The following is a 14,863-nucleotide window of genomic DNA, read 5'->3' as shown; positions in this document are numbered from 1 at the left end:
CGGCCCGCTCGCGGCTACGATCGAGATCGCACCCATCGAAGGAGATCACCATGGAGCTGACCGGTCGCAACGTCGACGAGTTTCTGGCGGCCCTGGACGGCCCCGCTGCCGACTCGATCCGGGCACTCGACGCCATCATCGCCGAGGTCTTCGCCGGCAAGGCCCGGGAACTCTGGGAGGGCGTGTTCTGGGGCGGCACCGAGCAGTCGATCATCGGCTACGGCCACACCGTGCAGGCCCGGCCGGGCAAGCCCACCGTGGAGTGGTTCGCCGTGGGCCTGGCCAGGCAGAAGAAGCACATCAGCGTGTACGTCAACGCCGCCGACGACGGCGGTTACCTTGTGCAGCGCTACACGGGCCGACTCGGAGCGGTGAAGGTCGGCTCCGCCGCGCTCACCTTCGCGTCGATCAACGCGCTCGACCTCGACGAGTTCCGCGCCCTGCTGCAGGATGCCGCGCGGCTCACCCCCGACGCCACCTGACGCATCCCCCGGCCGCCCGCGCACCTCGCGAATTGCAGGAGCTATGCGCGCAGAGCGCCGGTCAGGGCGCCGGAGTGGCGCGCTCGGGCGGCACCGGAGCGGCAGCGGCGGCCGCAACCGGCACCGCAACGACCGGCACCGCCGCAACCGGCCCCGCCGAACCACGTCGCCCGCCGCGCCGCAGCCCGCGCCGCCGCCCCTGCGCTCCCCCGCGGCCGTAGACCAGCCACATCGTGAAGCCCATGATGATCATCAGCAGCACCGTGTATACGAACGTGATCGACATGGCGTCGAGGTTGTTCTCCCCCTCGGTGCTGGCCCGGATCGCCAGACCCAGCGGTTCGTACAGCGGGTGGTAGAGGAAGACCGCGGTGTCGTAGTCATCCAGCAGGCTGTTGAAGTTCAACGCGGTGATCGCCGCCGCGGTGGGCAGCACCAGCGGCACCAGCACGGTGCGCAGGGTGAACAGCGGGCCTGCGCCCAGGATGCGTGCGGCATCCTCGAGCGATTCGGGCACCGACGCGAATGCGGCCTTGAGCAGCCGCAGGGTGAACGGGATCTTGATGATCACGTACGCCACCAGCAGTAGCACGGTGGTGCCGGTGAGCACCTGCCCGCCGATGAGCGGGTTGGGCCGGTCGAAGGTCATCACCAGCGCCAGCGCGATCAGGATCGTCGGCAGGATCCACGGGATGTGCAGCAGGTATTCCAGCAGCGACGTGACCGGGTTGCGGTGCTTCTGGAACACCCGGGCCACAAACAACATGCCGAGCACGACGATCAGTGATGCCAGCGCGCTGTAGACCACGCTCACCACAAACGGTTTCAGCACCGACGGGGTGCCGAACACGGTGGCGTAGTTGGCCAGGGTGAACGCATCCCAGGTGATCGTGCCGGTACTGATCGCGGTGGCCTCGAGGAACGAGAACAGTACGATCAGCAGCACCGGCAGCGCGTAGACCACGAACAGAACGTAGGCGACCACGTGCACGATCGCGTTGGCGAGCGGGTTGCGGATGCGTTGCTTCTGCAGCGGCGTCGCCACCTTGGCCACCGAGAAGTAGGTGCCGCTCTTTTCCACCCGGTTCATCATCGCCAGCAGCACGATCGTGGCCAGGCCCAGGATGATCGCCAGCAGGGCCGCCAGATCGCGGGAGCCGCTGCTCTTGGAGAAGGTGAGGATCATCGGGGCGATGGTCTGGAAGTCGGTGCCGCCGAGCACCAGCGGAGCGGTCAGCGCGCCCAGGCCGGTGAGGAAGGTGAGCACGGTGACGGCGAAGATCATCGGGCGCAGTGCCGGCAAAACGATGCGCCAGAGGATGCGCCAGGTCGACGCCCCCATATTGCGCGCCGCTTCGATGGTCTGGTAGTCGATCTTCGCCAGTGACGAGCCCAGGAACAGCATGTGATTCGTGGTCGTGGCCAGGGTCATCACCAAGACCACGGCGAAGTAGCCGGAGAACCAGTTCGGGTCGATGTCGGGGAACACGTTGCGCACGGCATTGGTGATGAAGCCGTAGCGGCCGTAGATGAAGTTGTACCCGGCGGCGAGCACGATGCCGCCGTAGATCAGGGTGGTGGCGTAGCCGAGCCAGAGCACCCGGGAGCCGCGGATCTGGAAGTAGTCGGTGACCAGCACGATGAAGATGCCCACCACGTTCACCGTCACGGCGAGGGTGGCGGCCAGGGCGAAGCTGTGCCACAGGCTGTTCAGCGCCCGTTCGGAGCTGACCAGTTTCTCCAGCGCCCGAAAGCTGATCCGGCCGTCGGGAAAGAAGGTGCTGATCAGCAGGGTGGCGTTGGGCATCACCAGGAACGTGGCCACGAACCAGACCAGCACGACGAGCACGATGACGACGAGTGGGGAACGGAACATCGTCCGCCACGAAGAGGTGCGCATCCGTCGCCCCTAGTACTGCAGGATCGCGGACGGGTCGATGTACAGCTGCGCCGCACTGCCCGGCGCCAGCGGTAACGCGCCGCCCTCCGGCACCAGCGCACGAATGCGGCTGCCGTGGCTGTCGATCGTGTACGTGCTGTGCGAGCCCTGGTAGACCCGGTCGGCGACCACGCCGTCCACACGAACGGATGCACCGAACGCCGGCTCCGCCAACGCCACCTTCTCCAGGCGCAGGTAGGAACTCTTGTCCGGGGCCAGGGTGCTGGCGCCGGCGTGCCGCATCTGCTGCATGAACTCGCCGGTGAGCCGGTTCATCGCGCCCACGAAAGTGGCGACGAACTCGGTGGCCGACCGGTTGTAGATCTGCTCTGGGGTGCCCACCTGCTCGACCACACCGTGGTTGAACACGGCGATCCTGTCGCTCATGGTGAGCGCTTCCTCCTGGTCGTGGGTGACGTACACCGTGGTGATGCCCAGCTCGCGTTGCAGGTTCTTGAGTTGCTCCCGCAACTGCACCCGCAGCTTGGCGTCGAGGTTGGAGAGCGGTTCATCCAGCAACAGGATGCGGGGCTTCAGCACCAGCGCCCGCGCGATCGCAACCCGCTGCTGCTGCCCGCCGGAGAGTTCGGACACGTTCTTGGCCAGTTGCTCCTGGGTGAGCTCGACCTGCGCGGCGATCTCGTCGACCAGCCGGCCGGTCTCGGCGCGACCCGTCTTGCGCACCTTGAGGCCGAAACCGATGTTCTCCCGCACGCTCATGCTGGGAAACAGGGCGTAGTTCTGGAACACCATGCCCACGCTGCGCTTCTCGCTGGGTAGCCGGGTGGCCGCCTTGCCGTCGATGTAGATCTCACCCGCGCTGGGCTCGATGAACCCGGCCAGGGTGCGCAGCGCCGTGGTCTTGCCGCAGCCCGACGGGCCGAGCAGGGTGAAGAACTCCCCCTGCTCGACCTCGAGGTTCAGCTTCGGAATGGCAATGTGCTCACCGAAGGTCACTTCGATGTCGTCGAACCTGATCATGATGGTGCTTTCTCGTGCGGTGAGCGGCGGGTACGGCGGCTTCGGGTGCCGACTGTGGCGTGCGTGTGCGTGAGCCGGGGTTACGGCAGGTATTCCAGCTCGGTCTTCTCCACCCAGGCGCCGATGTTCTCGCGGGTGAGCGCGAAGTCGATGTCCTGCTTGGGCAGCGATTCGATCAGCTCCACCACCTCGGGCAGGGCCTCGGCGCGGGCCTCTTCGTTCACCGGGTACGAGGCGAACTCGGCCGCGAACGCCCCCTGGGTCTCGGCGCTGCCGAACCAGTCGATGAACTCCTCCGCGGCGTCCTGGCGCGGGGTGCCGGTGATCATGGCGACCTGTTCGGTGACGTAGGGCACGCCATCCGTGGGGCTGATCACGCCGGTGACGGTGCCGTACTCGGCGTCGCGGGCGGTGATGCCGCTGGAGGGCAGCACGCCGAAGTCGACGTCGCCGCGGGTGATGCGGGCATAGAGGTCGGTGCCTTCTTCGGCGGGTGAGCCGTGGGCGAAGTACGCTTCCACCTGCACCCAGCCTTCGTCGGAGACGCCGAGGTCACCGTCTTCGTCGAGGTACGGAGCCAGCAGGCCGGCGAGCACCAGCTGCGGGGTGGCCTGACCGAGGGCGGTGTTCACTTCGTACCGACCGTCGTAGGCGGCGTCCTCCCACAGGTCGGACATTTCGGTGGGGGCGTCGGTGACGGTGTTGCTGTCGTAGACCGTGACGATGGCCTGCTCCACGAGCGGCCAGAACACGCCGTCTTCCGGGTCGCCGGACTCCTGGTCGACCTCGGCGGCCCAGGCGGGCTCGTATGCGGTGACGGCCTCTTCGTCCTTGAGGGTTTCAAAGAACATGTTGTTCAGGCCGAAGACCACGTCGCCCACCGGGTTGTTCTTCTCCGCCACGATGCGGTTGGCCAGGTCGGCGCCACCCAGACCCACGATCTCGATGTCGATGCCGGCCTCGGCGGCCTGGGCGGTGACCCATTCGCCGCGGCCATCGCCGTTGGAGTTCGTGTAGACGATCAGGGTGCCGCCGGCGTCGCCGCCCCCGTCCCCGCCGGCCTCCGCCGAGGCGCAGGACGCCAGGACCATGCTGCTGAGGATGATGGTGGCGACCGAGGCCGTTTTAATGGTGCGCTTGTGCAATTGTGATCGTCCTATTCCTAGGCCGCTGCGGCGCCGTGGGCGCTCACCGGCCATCTCTGCTGTGTTGGCAATCGTCACTTCACGTTAGGTCGGCCCGAAACCGGTGCCCGACGAAATGAGCGACTGTTCGCGTCGCGTTTGCCTGCTGTACATCCAACGGATGCCGTGGGGCACGCCGTCGTCAAAGCTCGCGAAAGTGCGCCTCACCGGCGCTTCTCGCGGTGGCGCCGCTCACCCGGATCGGCGGCGCCTGGCACGTTTCCCCGGTGGTGCCCCTGTCTGACGAGCGACTCTGCCCATTTTTGTCTCCCCAAAACGAATTACCTGGCTCAACGCTATGGGTTGACCTCGTTCCTGTATGTCCCCCTAAAAGAGGACTTCCGCGGCGGGCGGGTCAGGTGGCCGCGAGGCGGGCGCGTTCAGCCTGCACGTCGTAGTCGGCGGGCGGCCAGGTGAGCACCATGCCGGCCAGCGCCTGCAGCAGCAGCTCCCGCACGGCCAGCCGGGCGAACCACTTGCGGTCGGCCGGCACGACGTACCAGGGGGCGAGAGCCGTGGAGGTGCGCCCGAGGGCGATCTGGTACGCGGACTGGTAGCCGGGCCAGAGCATCCGTTCGTCGATGTCGCCGGGGTTGAACTTCCAGTGCTTGTCCGGCCGGTCCAACCGTTCGAGCAGGCGCTTCTTCTGCTCACCGGGGCTGAGGTGCAGCATCACCTTGATCACCGTGGTGTCGTCCTCCACGAGCTGCTGCTCGAACGCGTTGATCTGGTCATAGCGCGCCTCGATCTCCGCCGCCGGCGCCAGCTCCTTCACCCGTGCGATCAGCACATCTTCGTAGTGCGACCGGTCGAAGACGCCGATCATGCCCGGCGTCGGGGCGTGCGGGCGGATACGCCAGAGGAAGTCGTGCTGCAGCTCGGCCCTGGTGGGCGCCTTGAAGGCCACGTGGCTCACGCCCTGCGGGTCGACGGCGCCGACGACGTGGCGCACGATGCCGCCCTTACCCGAGGTGTCCATGCCCTGCAGGATGAGCAACACCTTGCGGTTGTCGCCCTGCCTGCTGTTGGCGAAGAGCATCTCCTGCTGATGCGAGAGCGCCTCGGCGGCGGCGGCCCCGGCGGCCTGGGCATCCGCCTTGTCACCGCTGAAACCCGGTGTGGAGGACGGGTCGACGCTGCTGAGCTCGAACCCCCTGGTCACTTTGAGCTGGTTGCTGGATTCGTCGGTCCAATTCGGAGCGGGTGTCTTGGCCACGTGCTGTTCCCTTCGTCGGTTGCAGCCATTCTGCTCTGCCCGACGAACGTGGGCACCGTGCCCAGTCGTGGCGGGGCCCAGCGGGCCGGCACAACCCCTGAATAGGTGCCATTCGTCACTTGACATATGCCAGAATTGGCCTAACAGCCCGACCGTCTGGCTCGAAGGCGGAACAGCATGGCATTGGCGACGACTGCCCCGGACTCGTCCGCGGACGAGACCGAGGACACGGACCCGCGCACGGAGATCCGCTGGGCCGGCCCCGTGCCCGCTGATCTGCAGGCGCAACTCCCGCCGCGCACGCCGGGCATCGGGGTTGTCGTACGCGCCGCAGACGGCCGCGTGCTCGGCGGCAATGAGACGGCCCGCCAGATGCTGCACCTCGACTGGGAGCAGCTGCTCGCCTGTCCGCCCGGCGACCCGCATTGGAGCCCCATTGACGAGTGGGGAGCGCCGATCTCGCCCGAGCGCCAGCCAGCGGCAGAGACCCTGCGCACCGGACGTCGGATCGACGGGATGCTGGTCGGCCTGGCCCTGCCGGGCACCGGGGACATTCCCGACCGCCTCGCCTGGGTGAGCCTGGACTCCTACTGGCTATTCGACCAGGCCGGCAACCGACTCGCCCTGATCGGGCTGTTCGACGACCTGACCGAGAGTCCGCGGGGCAAAGCGGCCACCAGCAGGGTGTTCGCGGGGTACCTCGACCTGGCCGACAACGTCACCGACTTTGTCATGCGTACCGACCTCGGCGGAGCCGTGAGGTGGGTGTCGCCCTCGGTGCAGGCCGCGACGGGCTGGTCGATGGACGACGTGGCCGGGCACTCAGCGCTGGAATTCTGGCATCCGGACGACCTCCACCTGGTCTCGGAGACTGCCAGGCAGCTCCGCTCCGGCGAACGGCACACCGGCCGGTGCCGCGTGCTGTGTGCCGACGGGACCTTCCAGTGGTTTTTCAGGTCCTCCGGGCCCATCCTGTCCCACGACGGTTCGATCAGCGGCGGGGTGCACGGCTTCACCAGCGTCGCGGCCCTGGTCGAGGCGGAGGCCGCCGCCAATGCCGAACGTGCCATTCTGCGCGCGTCTCTCGACAGCCTGGCCGACCCGTACATCGTCGTCGTCGCCACTCGAGATGCGCAGGGTGACGTGAGCCAGTTCACCGTCACGGAGGCCAACCCGGCCGCCTGCACGTTTCTCGGCCTGCCGCGCGAACTCGTCGTCGGCAAACCCCTGCTGGACCACACACCCATCGGGCTGTCGGACCGACTCGCCGCCCTCTGCACCGAGGTGCTCTCCACCGGCGTCGGGCAGGACCTCGAGGACAGCTACTCCAACGGGTCGGGGCACGACCGCTGGTACGACTTCCGGGTCTCCCCCGTCGGCGCCGGCGTCTCCATCCTGCTGCGTGACGTGACCAGCCGGCACCTGGCCGACCAGGCGGTGCTGGACTCAGAGCAGCGCTACCGGTTGTTGGCCGAGAACGCCTCAGACATCGTGCTGATGGTCACCCCGGACGACCGCATCGCCTGGGTGTCGCCGTCTTCCGAAGACACCCTCGGTTGGAACTCGGCCGAACTCGTGCTGCATCCGTCGACCGAGCTGGTGCACCCGGACGACCTGGCCGACGTCTTGAGCTGCCGAGGTAATCCTGGCGACGGCCCCGTCGTTCTCGAACCGTTCCGCCTCCTGCACAAGGACGGCGACTACCGCTGGGTCTCCGCCGGTCTTCGCGATCTCGTCGACGACAACGGAGAGTACATCGGGCGCACCGTGGCGGTGCGCGAGGTGCAGGCTCAGATGGTGGCGCTCCGAGCGCTCACAGCGTCGGAGGAAATGTTCCGCGCGGTGCTCATGTCGTCGGCGACCGGGATGATTCTGTGCGACGCGAGCGGACACATCGAGGTGGCCAATGCCGCGCTCGGCCGGATGCTGCAGCGCGACGAGGAGTCACTCCTGGGGACGCATCTCGGGGACCTGATGCATCCTGAGGACCGAACGCCCCTCGAACTGCCCCACACCGCCACGCCCACCGCTGACGGGTCGTTGCTGATGGAGTCCCGCCTGCTGCGCGCCGACGGGGAGACGATTTGGGCCCGGCGGTCGTCGTCTCTGATCAGCTCCTCGATCGACGCTCCAGAACGGCTCCTGGTGCAGCTCGAAGACGTGACGGCCGAGCATGAGGCCCGGCAGGAGCTGCTGTTCCTGGCGTTCAACGACCGGCTGACCGGCATGCACAACCGCACCTGGATTCTGAACACCCTGGAGCACGACCTTGCCGAGGCGCGCAGTTCAGCGGATGTGGTGGGGGTGCTGTTCATCGATCTGGACAATTTCAAGCTCGTCAACGATTCCCTCGGGCACGTTGCCGGCGACGAGGTACTGGCCGAGATCGCCCGGCGCATCTCGAGCGCGTTGCTCCCCGAACACCGGGTGGGGCGCTTCGGCGGGGATGAATTCGTGGTCGTGGTTCCCCAGGTGACTAGCGCACACGAGCTCGAGCAGGTGGCCACCGGCATCGCCGGCGCCCTCGCCGCCGTGCTCACCATTCATGGCCACCGCATCATTCCTACGGTGTCGATGGGCATCGCGTTGTCGACCCCGGAGTCCACCGCAGCCAGCCTGCTGCGTGACACCGACTCCGCGCTCTTCGGCGCCAAGAAGAAAGGCCGGGCACGCTGGCAGTTCTTCGACGCCACCATGCATTCCCAAGCGATGACCCGGCTCACGATCGAAGACGAGATCCGCACCTCTCTGGATGCGGGCGACTTCGTCGCGCACTACCAGCCCGTTGTCGCACTGGCCGATCACCGGGTCGTGGGGTACGAGGCGCTCGTGCGGTGGCAGCATCCGCGCCGCGGTCTGCTGATGCCCGGAGACTTCCTCGCCATCGCCGAAGAGTCCGGGTTGATCACCGGTATCGGCCGGGCCGTGCTCGAGCACGCCTGCGCGGTCATCGCCGCGAACCCGCATGCCGGCGCGATCAGTGTGAACGTCTCTGCGGTGGAGCTGGCCAGGGACGACTGGGCCGAAACGTTCATCGCCGTGCTGCACCGGCACGGGGTGGACCCCCGCCGGCTGATCGTGGAGGTCACCGAAACCGCCGTGCTGTCGCTCGGGCCGCACACCGTGGGCGGGCTGGATGCCCTGCGCGGCCTGGGCGTGGGGCTGCACGTGGACGACTTCGGCACCGGCTTCTCGTCGATCTCACTGCTGCGCGACCTGCCCGTCACCGGCCTCAAACTCGACGCCAGCTTCGTCGCCGACCTCGGTGACGGCGGCTCCAGCGGCGCAGCCGACGGCGGCCGCGGTGCGGGCGCCCTCTCCGCCGGCCTGGCCGGCCTGGTGACGCACCTGGGCCTCACCGGCGTCGCGGAGGGTATCGAGACCGCGGCCCAGGCCGAGGAATTGCAGGAGCAGGGCTGGTTGCACGGCCAGGGCTACTACTTCGGCCGGCCAGCGCCCTGGCCCGACTGAGCCCCGCGCCGCGCCGGTCGCGGGCGGCACGGCGGCAGGGCACCCACCGCCATACTTGCTAGATGAAGCGAACCGTCCTCCCCGTTCTGGCCGTCCTGGCGATCGTGCTGTCCGGGTGCGCCACGGCCGAGGCTTCGGAGCCGCAGCCGACGCCGAGCGCGCCATCGCCCACCGCGGCGGCGGCCCTGCCGACGGAGTTCCCCACGCCGACGGCCACGCCCGCCGCAGCGGTTGCGGTTGATGCCGCATCCGCCACCTGCGCCACGGTGCTCACCGACGACGCCGTCAACGAACTGGAGGCGGATGGCTTCACCCTGAACCCGGACGTTTTCGCCCTGGATGACGTGATGACCTCGGTCATGACCGACGGCTTCGGCTGTTTCTGGAACCGCGGCGGCGGCGACGTGCGAGTCTGGTACGCCCAGGCGGCCCAGGATGACGCCTCGTGGGTGGACCGCGAGGAGGAGCTTCTGGACGACGGCTGGACCCGGATCGACGGCATCATGGCCGGAGCCATCCAGGCACCCACCGACACCGGCAAGGATTACATCCCGGCCATGCTCAACCGGGCTGGCACCACCCACTACGTGAGCTACGCGGAGCTCCTCACCGCGGTCGTGGCCCTGCAGCCCGAGTAGTCCGCCGCCGGCACAACTGTGCCCGTTGCGGAACAGTTCGCCCCCGCGCGGCCGCCCGCGCCTCCGGCCGGCGGCACTCCACGCGCCCGGCGGCAGGAGAGAATAGCTGGATGACCCGATCGGCGACCCTCAACCGGCCCCTCGCCCTTCTCGTCGCCGGCACCTTCTTCATGGAGGTGCTCGACGGCACCATCATCCAGACCGCCGCCCCGGCCATGGCCCGCGATCTGGGTGTCAACGCGGTAGACATCAACCTGGCCATGACCTCCTACCTGCTCACCCTGGCCGTGGGGGTGCCGGTCAGCGGATGGCTGGCCGACCGGTTCGGCACCCGGCGCATCTTCGCGCTGGCGATCGTGATCTTCACCGTGGCGTCGGCCCTGTGCGCGCTGAGCACCTCACTGCCGATGCTCGTGGCCATGCGGGTGCTGCAGGGAGTGGGCGGCGCGATGATGGTGCCGGTGGGCCGGTTGGCCGTGCTGCGCGCGGTCGACAAGCGTGACCTGCTGGACGCGATGGCCTACCTCACCTGGCCGGCCCTGTTGGCCCCGGTGCTCGCTCCGGTGCTCGGCGGGGTGATCGCCGACACCGTCGGTTGGCAGTGGATCTTCCTGGTCAATATCCCGATCGGTGTTGTCGCCTTCGTGCTGGCGCTGCGGGTGGTGCCGCGCAGCGACCCCGTGCACCGGCACCGGCTGGACTGGGCCGGGTTCGCCCTGGTGGGCCTCGCTCTCGGCGCGCTGGTGCTCGGCATGGAGCAGGTGGGGCTGAGCCGCACGAACTGGTGGCTCGCCGGCGGCCTGCTGGTGGTGACGGTCGTGGCCGGGCTGGCCGCCGTGTCGCGGCTGCGGCGCGCGAAGCATCCGTTGCTCGACCTGTCGGCGCTGGCGATACCCACCTTCCGGGTGGGCAACGTCGGCGGTGGGGTCTACCGGTTGCTGATCGGCGCCGCGCCGTTCCTGTTCGTGCTGCTGTTCCAGACCGGCTTCGGCTGGAGCGCGTCACAGGCGGGGCTGCTGGTGATGGCGGTGTTCCTCGGCAACGTGCTGATCAAACCGGCCACGAGCCCGTTGATTCGCCGGTTCGGTTTTCGCACCGTGATCGTGGGCAGCAATATCGGCGGCGCCGTGGTGTTCGTGCTGTGCACGTTCATCGACGCGTCCACGCCGCTCGCCGTGATCGCGGTACTGCTGGCCGCCAGCGGGGTGTTCCGCTCGATCGGGTTCAGCGGCTACAACTCGGTGCAGTTCGCCGACGTACCCGCGCCGCTCACTTCCGGCGCCAACACCCTGGCCTCCACGCTGCAGCAGGTGGCGGTGGGACTCGGCATCGCCGTGGCCGCGCTGATCGTGCGCGCCACCACGGCCGGCGCGTCGCTGGTCGACCCGGCGGCGGGCGAGCTCGGCTACCGGTGGGCGTTCCCGGTGCTGGCGGTGCTGCTGCTGGTGCCCACGATCGAGGCGTGGCGGATGCCCGCCGGCTCCGGCGCCGAGGTCGCCGCCCGGCGCCCCGCGTCGCCCACGGTCACGAGGTCGCCAGCACCTCCAGCGTCGTGACCACCTCGACCCCGCCGTCGGGCAGCACGATCTGGCGCACGTGGTCGAGAGGTCAGTGCGGCACTCGGTAGGTGACGTGGGTGACCAGATCCTTCGCCACCGAGCTCACCTGCTCCAGCCTCAGGTCGGTCATTCCCGTCAGCAGCGGCTCACCGGCACCCAGGGCCACGGGCGCGACGTGCAACCGCAGCTCGTCGATCAGTCCGGCCGCCAGGTACTGCCGCACCGTCGAGGCGCCGCCGGCGATGGAGACCGTCTTCTCCCCCGCGGCGGCCCTGGCCTGCTCGAACGCCGACTCGATGCCGTCGGTGACGAACGTGAAGGTCGTGCCGCCCTGCATGGTCAGCGGCGCCCGCGGGTAGTGCGTGAGCACGAACACCGGCGCGTGATACGGCGGATCCTCCCCCCACCAGCCGGTCCAGTCGAGGTCCCACTCGCCCCGGCCGGGGCCGAACATGTTGCGGCCCATAATGTACGCGCCGGCCTCCACGATGGCCGCGATCTCGGCGGCGTTCTCGTCTGGCGTCTCACGCATCCAGCGGTGTAGCTGCTGGCCGCCCTCGCCGATCGGATCCTCCAGGGTCTGGTTCGGGCCGGCCGCGAAGCCGTCGGTGGAGACTGCGATGTCGCAGGTCACGTGGGTCATGGGCTGCCGCTCCTCGGTGGGGTGGGTGAGTGTTCGGTGGGTGGTGGTGGGGTGGGTGGTGGTTCGGTGGATGGTGGTGGGGTGGGTCGCTCGGGCTTCGGTACGGGCACTCGTTGGTACGGGCACTGTACCTCGCCGCCCGCTCCTGCGGCGGGCCTCTCACGCGATGCGCGGGTCAGGCGCCGGGTCGCGGGTGGCATGCCACCCGCGAACCGGCGCAGTGCCCGCGCTCCGCCGAAAAGCGCCCTCGGTGCCACCCCCCAGCGCCCCTGCCCGCGGCAGCGACAGCGACAGCGACAGCGCCCGCGGCCGCCGAAGCGCCACGGGCGCGGGTCACCCGACCACCGCGGCCGGCACCAGGTTGGCCGGCACCGGGTCGTGCCGCAGGTAGCTGCGCCGGAACGAGCCGCTTCCCGCGGTGAGCGCCCGCAGCTCGATGGCGTAGCGCAGCAGCTCGGCATCCGGAATCTCGGCGCTGATCTCGGTGTGCTCATCCCCGATCGAGGTGGTGCCGGTCATATGGCCGCGGCGGGTGGAGAGGTCGGTCATCACCGGGCCCACGTAGGCGTCTGGCACGGTGATGGTGACCATCGAGACGGGTTCGAGCAGTTGGATGCGGCTGGCCGCGGCGGCCTCGCGCAGCGCGAGTGCGCCGGCGGCCTGGAACGCCGCATCCGAGGAGTCGACGCTGTGCGCCTTGCCGCCGACCAGGCTGACCCGGATGTCGACGACGGGGAATCCGGCGGCGACGCCCCGCTGCATCTGCGCCCGCACGCCCTTCTCCACCGAGGAGATGTAGTGGCCGGGCACCACGCCGCCGACGACCCGGTTGACGAACTCGAACCCCGCGCCGCGTTCGAGCGGGTCGACCTCGATCTCGCAGATGCCGAACTGGCCGTGCCCGCCCGACTGCTTGACGTACCGGCCACGGGCGGCGGCCGGCCGGGCGAAGGTCTCGCGCAGCGGGGTGATCACGTCCACGGTCTGCAGCTTCACGCCCTGGGCGCGCAGCCGATCGAGCACCACCTCGGCGTGCGCCTCCCCCATGCACCAGAGCACCAGCTGATGGGTTTCCGGGTTGCGTTCCACCCGCAGGGTCGGGTCGACGGCCACGATCTTGCCGAGGTTCTTGGCCAGCGCGTCGTCGTCGCTGTGCGCCTCGCCCTGCACCGCCACCGGCATCAGCGGCTCCGGCATCTCCCAGGCCGCAACGAGCAGCGGATGCTCCTTGTCGGAGACGGTGTCGCCGGTCTCGGCATCCGTCAGCCGGGTGAGGGCGCAGATGTCGCCGGCCACCCCGAACGGCACCGGCCGCAGGGTGGCGCCGAGCGCGGTTTGCAGGTGGGTGAGGCGTTCGTCGGTGTCGTGGTCCTGGTGGCCGCGGTCCGTGAGCCCGTGCCCGCCGATGTGCACGATCGAGTCCTCCCGCAGCGTGCCGGAGAACAACCGCACCAGGCAGACCCGGCCGAGGAACGAGTCGATGGTGGTGCGCACCACCTCGCCCACCAGTGGGCCGGCCGGATCGCAGGTCAGCGGGCCGGCCGGGCTGCCGTCCAGGTGCGTCACCGGTGGCAGCGCCCGCTCGAGCGGGGACGGGAACGCTCCGGTGAGCACCGCCAGCAGTTCGGTCAGGCCCACCCCGGTCTCGGCGGAGGTGGCCAGCACGGGGTAGAACGACCCGCGCACCACGGCGAGTTCGAGGTCGACGAGGAGGGTGTCCTCGCCGATCTCCGCGCCGGCGAGGTAGCGGTCCATCAGGGTTTCGTCCTCGCTCTCGGCGATGATGCCCTCGATCAGCGCCGCCCGGGCCGATTCCGCGTCGGCGAGTTCGGCCGCGGTGGCCGGGCGCTCGGCCGGGTGCGCGGCGGGCTGCTCGGCCGGGTGTGCGGCGGGCTGCTCGGCCGGGTGCGCGCTGTAGTGGGACACGGTGCCCGAGAGCAGCCCGAGCAGCCCGGTGATGGCCCCATCGGTGCGGATCGGCACTACCAGCGGCAGCACCGCCGCGCCGAAGTTCTCCCGGCAGGCCGCCAGCACCGCCTCGTAGGTGGCCCGCGGATGGTCGACTCGGCTGATCACCACGGCGCGCGGCATCCCCACGCGCTCGCACTCCGCCCAGAGAGCGGTGGTGGCCGCGTCGATGCCGTCGACGGCGGAGACGACGAACAGCGCCGCATCCGCTGCCCGGAGGCCGGCGCGCAGGTCGCCGATGAAGTCGGCGTAGCCCGGGGTGTCGAGCAGGTTGATCTTGACGTCGCCCACCGCGAGCGGCAGCACCGACAGGCTGACCGAGCGGTGCTGATGGATTTCGGACGGGTCGGAGTCGCTCACGGTCGTGCCGGCCTCGATCGAGCCCATCCGGGTGATGGCGCCGGTGGCGGCCAGCAGGGCCTCGGCGAGCATCGTCTTGCCGGCGCCGGAGCGGCCGACGAGGGCGACATTGCGGATTTGCGCCGGGTCGGCCGTGGGGCTCTGGGCCGATGTGGCCGCCCGGCGCAGATCCACGCCGCTGCGGCTTCTGTCCTGTGTTCCCTTGCCCGTCATGACCGCTCCCGACGTCGTCGTCTCCGCCTGCACCCGATGCCACCACTAGACACCCGAATTCGGCCGCAGGGCAAGGGCAGCAGGGCGGGGCTCGGCGGGCTCGGCGCCCGGCGCTCGGCGCTCGGGGCTAGTTGTACTGGGTCATGACGTTGGTGACACTCGGCTGATGGGTATTGCTCCGATGCCGGTGTGGATGCGTTCAGTGTTGT

10 protein-coding genes and 1 pseudogene are annotated in these 14,863 nt (G+C 69.2%); 5 read left to right on the top strand and 6 right to left on the bottom strand.

The genetic code is table 11. The annotated features are described in order from the left end of the window. The first annotated feature begins 50 nt into the window (after positions 1-50). The gene (locus K2F54_RS15875) at positions 51-482 is read left to right on the top strand and encodes a DUF1801 domain-containing protein (RefSeq protein WP_220606829.1); all 432 of its coding nucleotides are present in this window, start codon (positions 51-53) and stop codon (positions 480-482) included. Positions 483-543: 61 nt separating this feature from the next. Here the strand turns inward: K2F54_RS15875 and K2F54_RS15870 are convergent, their stop codons facing one another. From K2F54_RS15870 to K2F54_RS15855, 4 genes are all read right to left on the bottom strand, one after another. Further along, complete coding sequence (locus K2F54_RS15870) at positions 544-2,382, bottom strand: ABC transporter permease (protein WP_220606828.1); 1,839 nt, start codon at positions 2,380-2,382, stop codon at positions 544-546. A 9-nt stretch (positions 2,383-2,391) separates the two neighbouring features. Continuing rightward, the gene (locus tag K2F54_RS15865; RefSeq protein WP_220606827.1) at positions 2,392-3,402 is read right to left on the bottom strand and encodes an ABC transporter ATP-binding protein; all 1,011 of its coding nucleotides are present in this window, start codon (positions 3,400-3,402) and stop codon (positions 2,392-2,394) included. Positions 3,403-3,482: 80 nt separating this feature from the next. Further along, positions 3,483-4,547 carry an extracellular solute-binding protein gene (locus tag K2F54_RS15860; protein ID WP_255577198.1) on the bottom strand — a complete coding sequence of 355 codons (1,065 nt, stop codon included), beginning with the start codon at positions 4,545-4,547 and terminating at the stop codon, positions 3,483-3,485. 394 nt (positions 4,548-4,941) lie between these two features. Then, on the bottom strand, positions 4,942-5,802 hold the full coding sequence (locus K2F54_RS15855) for a PPK2 family polyphosphate kinase (protein ID WP_308287703.1): 861 nt from the start codon (positions 5,800-5,802) through the stop codon (positions 4,942-4,944). A gap of 177 nt (positions 5,803-5,979) precedes the next feature. Between K2F54_RS15855 and K2F54_RS15850 the strand changes: the two genes are divergently transcribed. The 4 genes and pseudogenes from K2F54_RS15850 to K2F54_RS19650 all read left to right on the top strand — a co-directional run bounded on the left by K2F54_RS15850 (position 5,980) and on the right by K2F54_RS19650 (position 11,467). Further along, positions 5,980-9,273 (top strand): sensor domain-containing protein, encoded by a 3,294-nt coding sequence (locus K2F54_RS15850; protein ID WP_220606825.1) that lies wholly within the window; start codon positions 5,980-5,982, stop codon positions 9,271-9,273. Positions 9,274-9,335: 62 nt separating this feature from the next. Continuing rightward, positions 9,336-9,911: a hypothetical protein gene (locus K2F54_RS19660; protein WP_220606824.1), complete on the top strand. Its 576-nt coding sequence runs from the start codon at positions 9,336-9,338 to the stop codon at positions 9,909-9,911. A gap of 83 nt (positions 9,912-9,994) precedes the next feature. After that, positions 9,995-10,846 (top strand): annotated as a pseudogene (locus K2F54_RS19655) (MFS transporter); the annotation flags it as partial. Beyond that, the gene (locus K2F54_RS19650; protein ID WP_374107304.1) at positions 10,847-11,467 is read left to right on the top strand and encodes an MFS transporter; all 621 of its coding nucleotides are present in this window, start codon (positions 10,847-10,849) and stop codon (positions 11,465-11,467) included. Positions 11,468-11,519: 52 nt separating this feature from the next. Here the strand turns inward: K2F54_RS19650 and K2F54_RS15835 are convergent, their stop codons facing one another. Together K2F54_RS15835 and K2F54_RS15830 are read right to left on the bottom strand one after the other, a co-directional pair. Next, positions 11,520-12,113 carry a dihydrofolate reductase family protein gene (locus tag K2F54_RS15835; RefSeq protein WP_220606870.1) on the bottom strand — a complete coding sequence of 198 codons (594 nt, stop codon included), beginning with the start codon at positions 12,111-12,113 and terminating at the stop codon, positions 11,520-11,522. A gap of 333 nt (positions 12,114-12,446) precedes the next feature. Further along, positions 12,447-14,654 (bottom strand): elongation factor G-like protein EF-G2, encoded by a 2,208-nt coding sequence (locus K2F54_RS15830; protein WP_220606822.1) that lies wholly within the window; start codon positions 14,652-14,654, stop codon positions 12,447-12,449. Positions 14,655-14,863: the final 209 nt, after the last annotated feature.

It is taken from the genome of Cryobacterium inferilacus (genome assembly GCF_019599185.1).
Lineage (GTDB): Bacteria > Actinomycetota > Actinomycetes > Actinomycetales > Microbacteriaceae > Cryobacterium > Cryobacterium inferilacus.
Note: the sequence above shows the minus strand (reverse complement) of the source record. Positions and strands in the feature narration are given on the sequence as shown.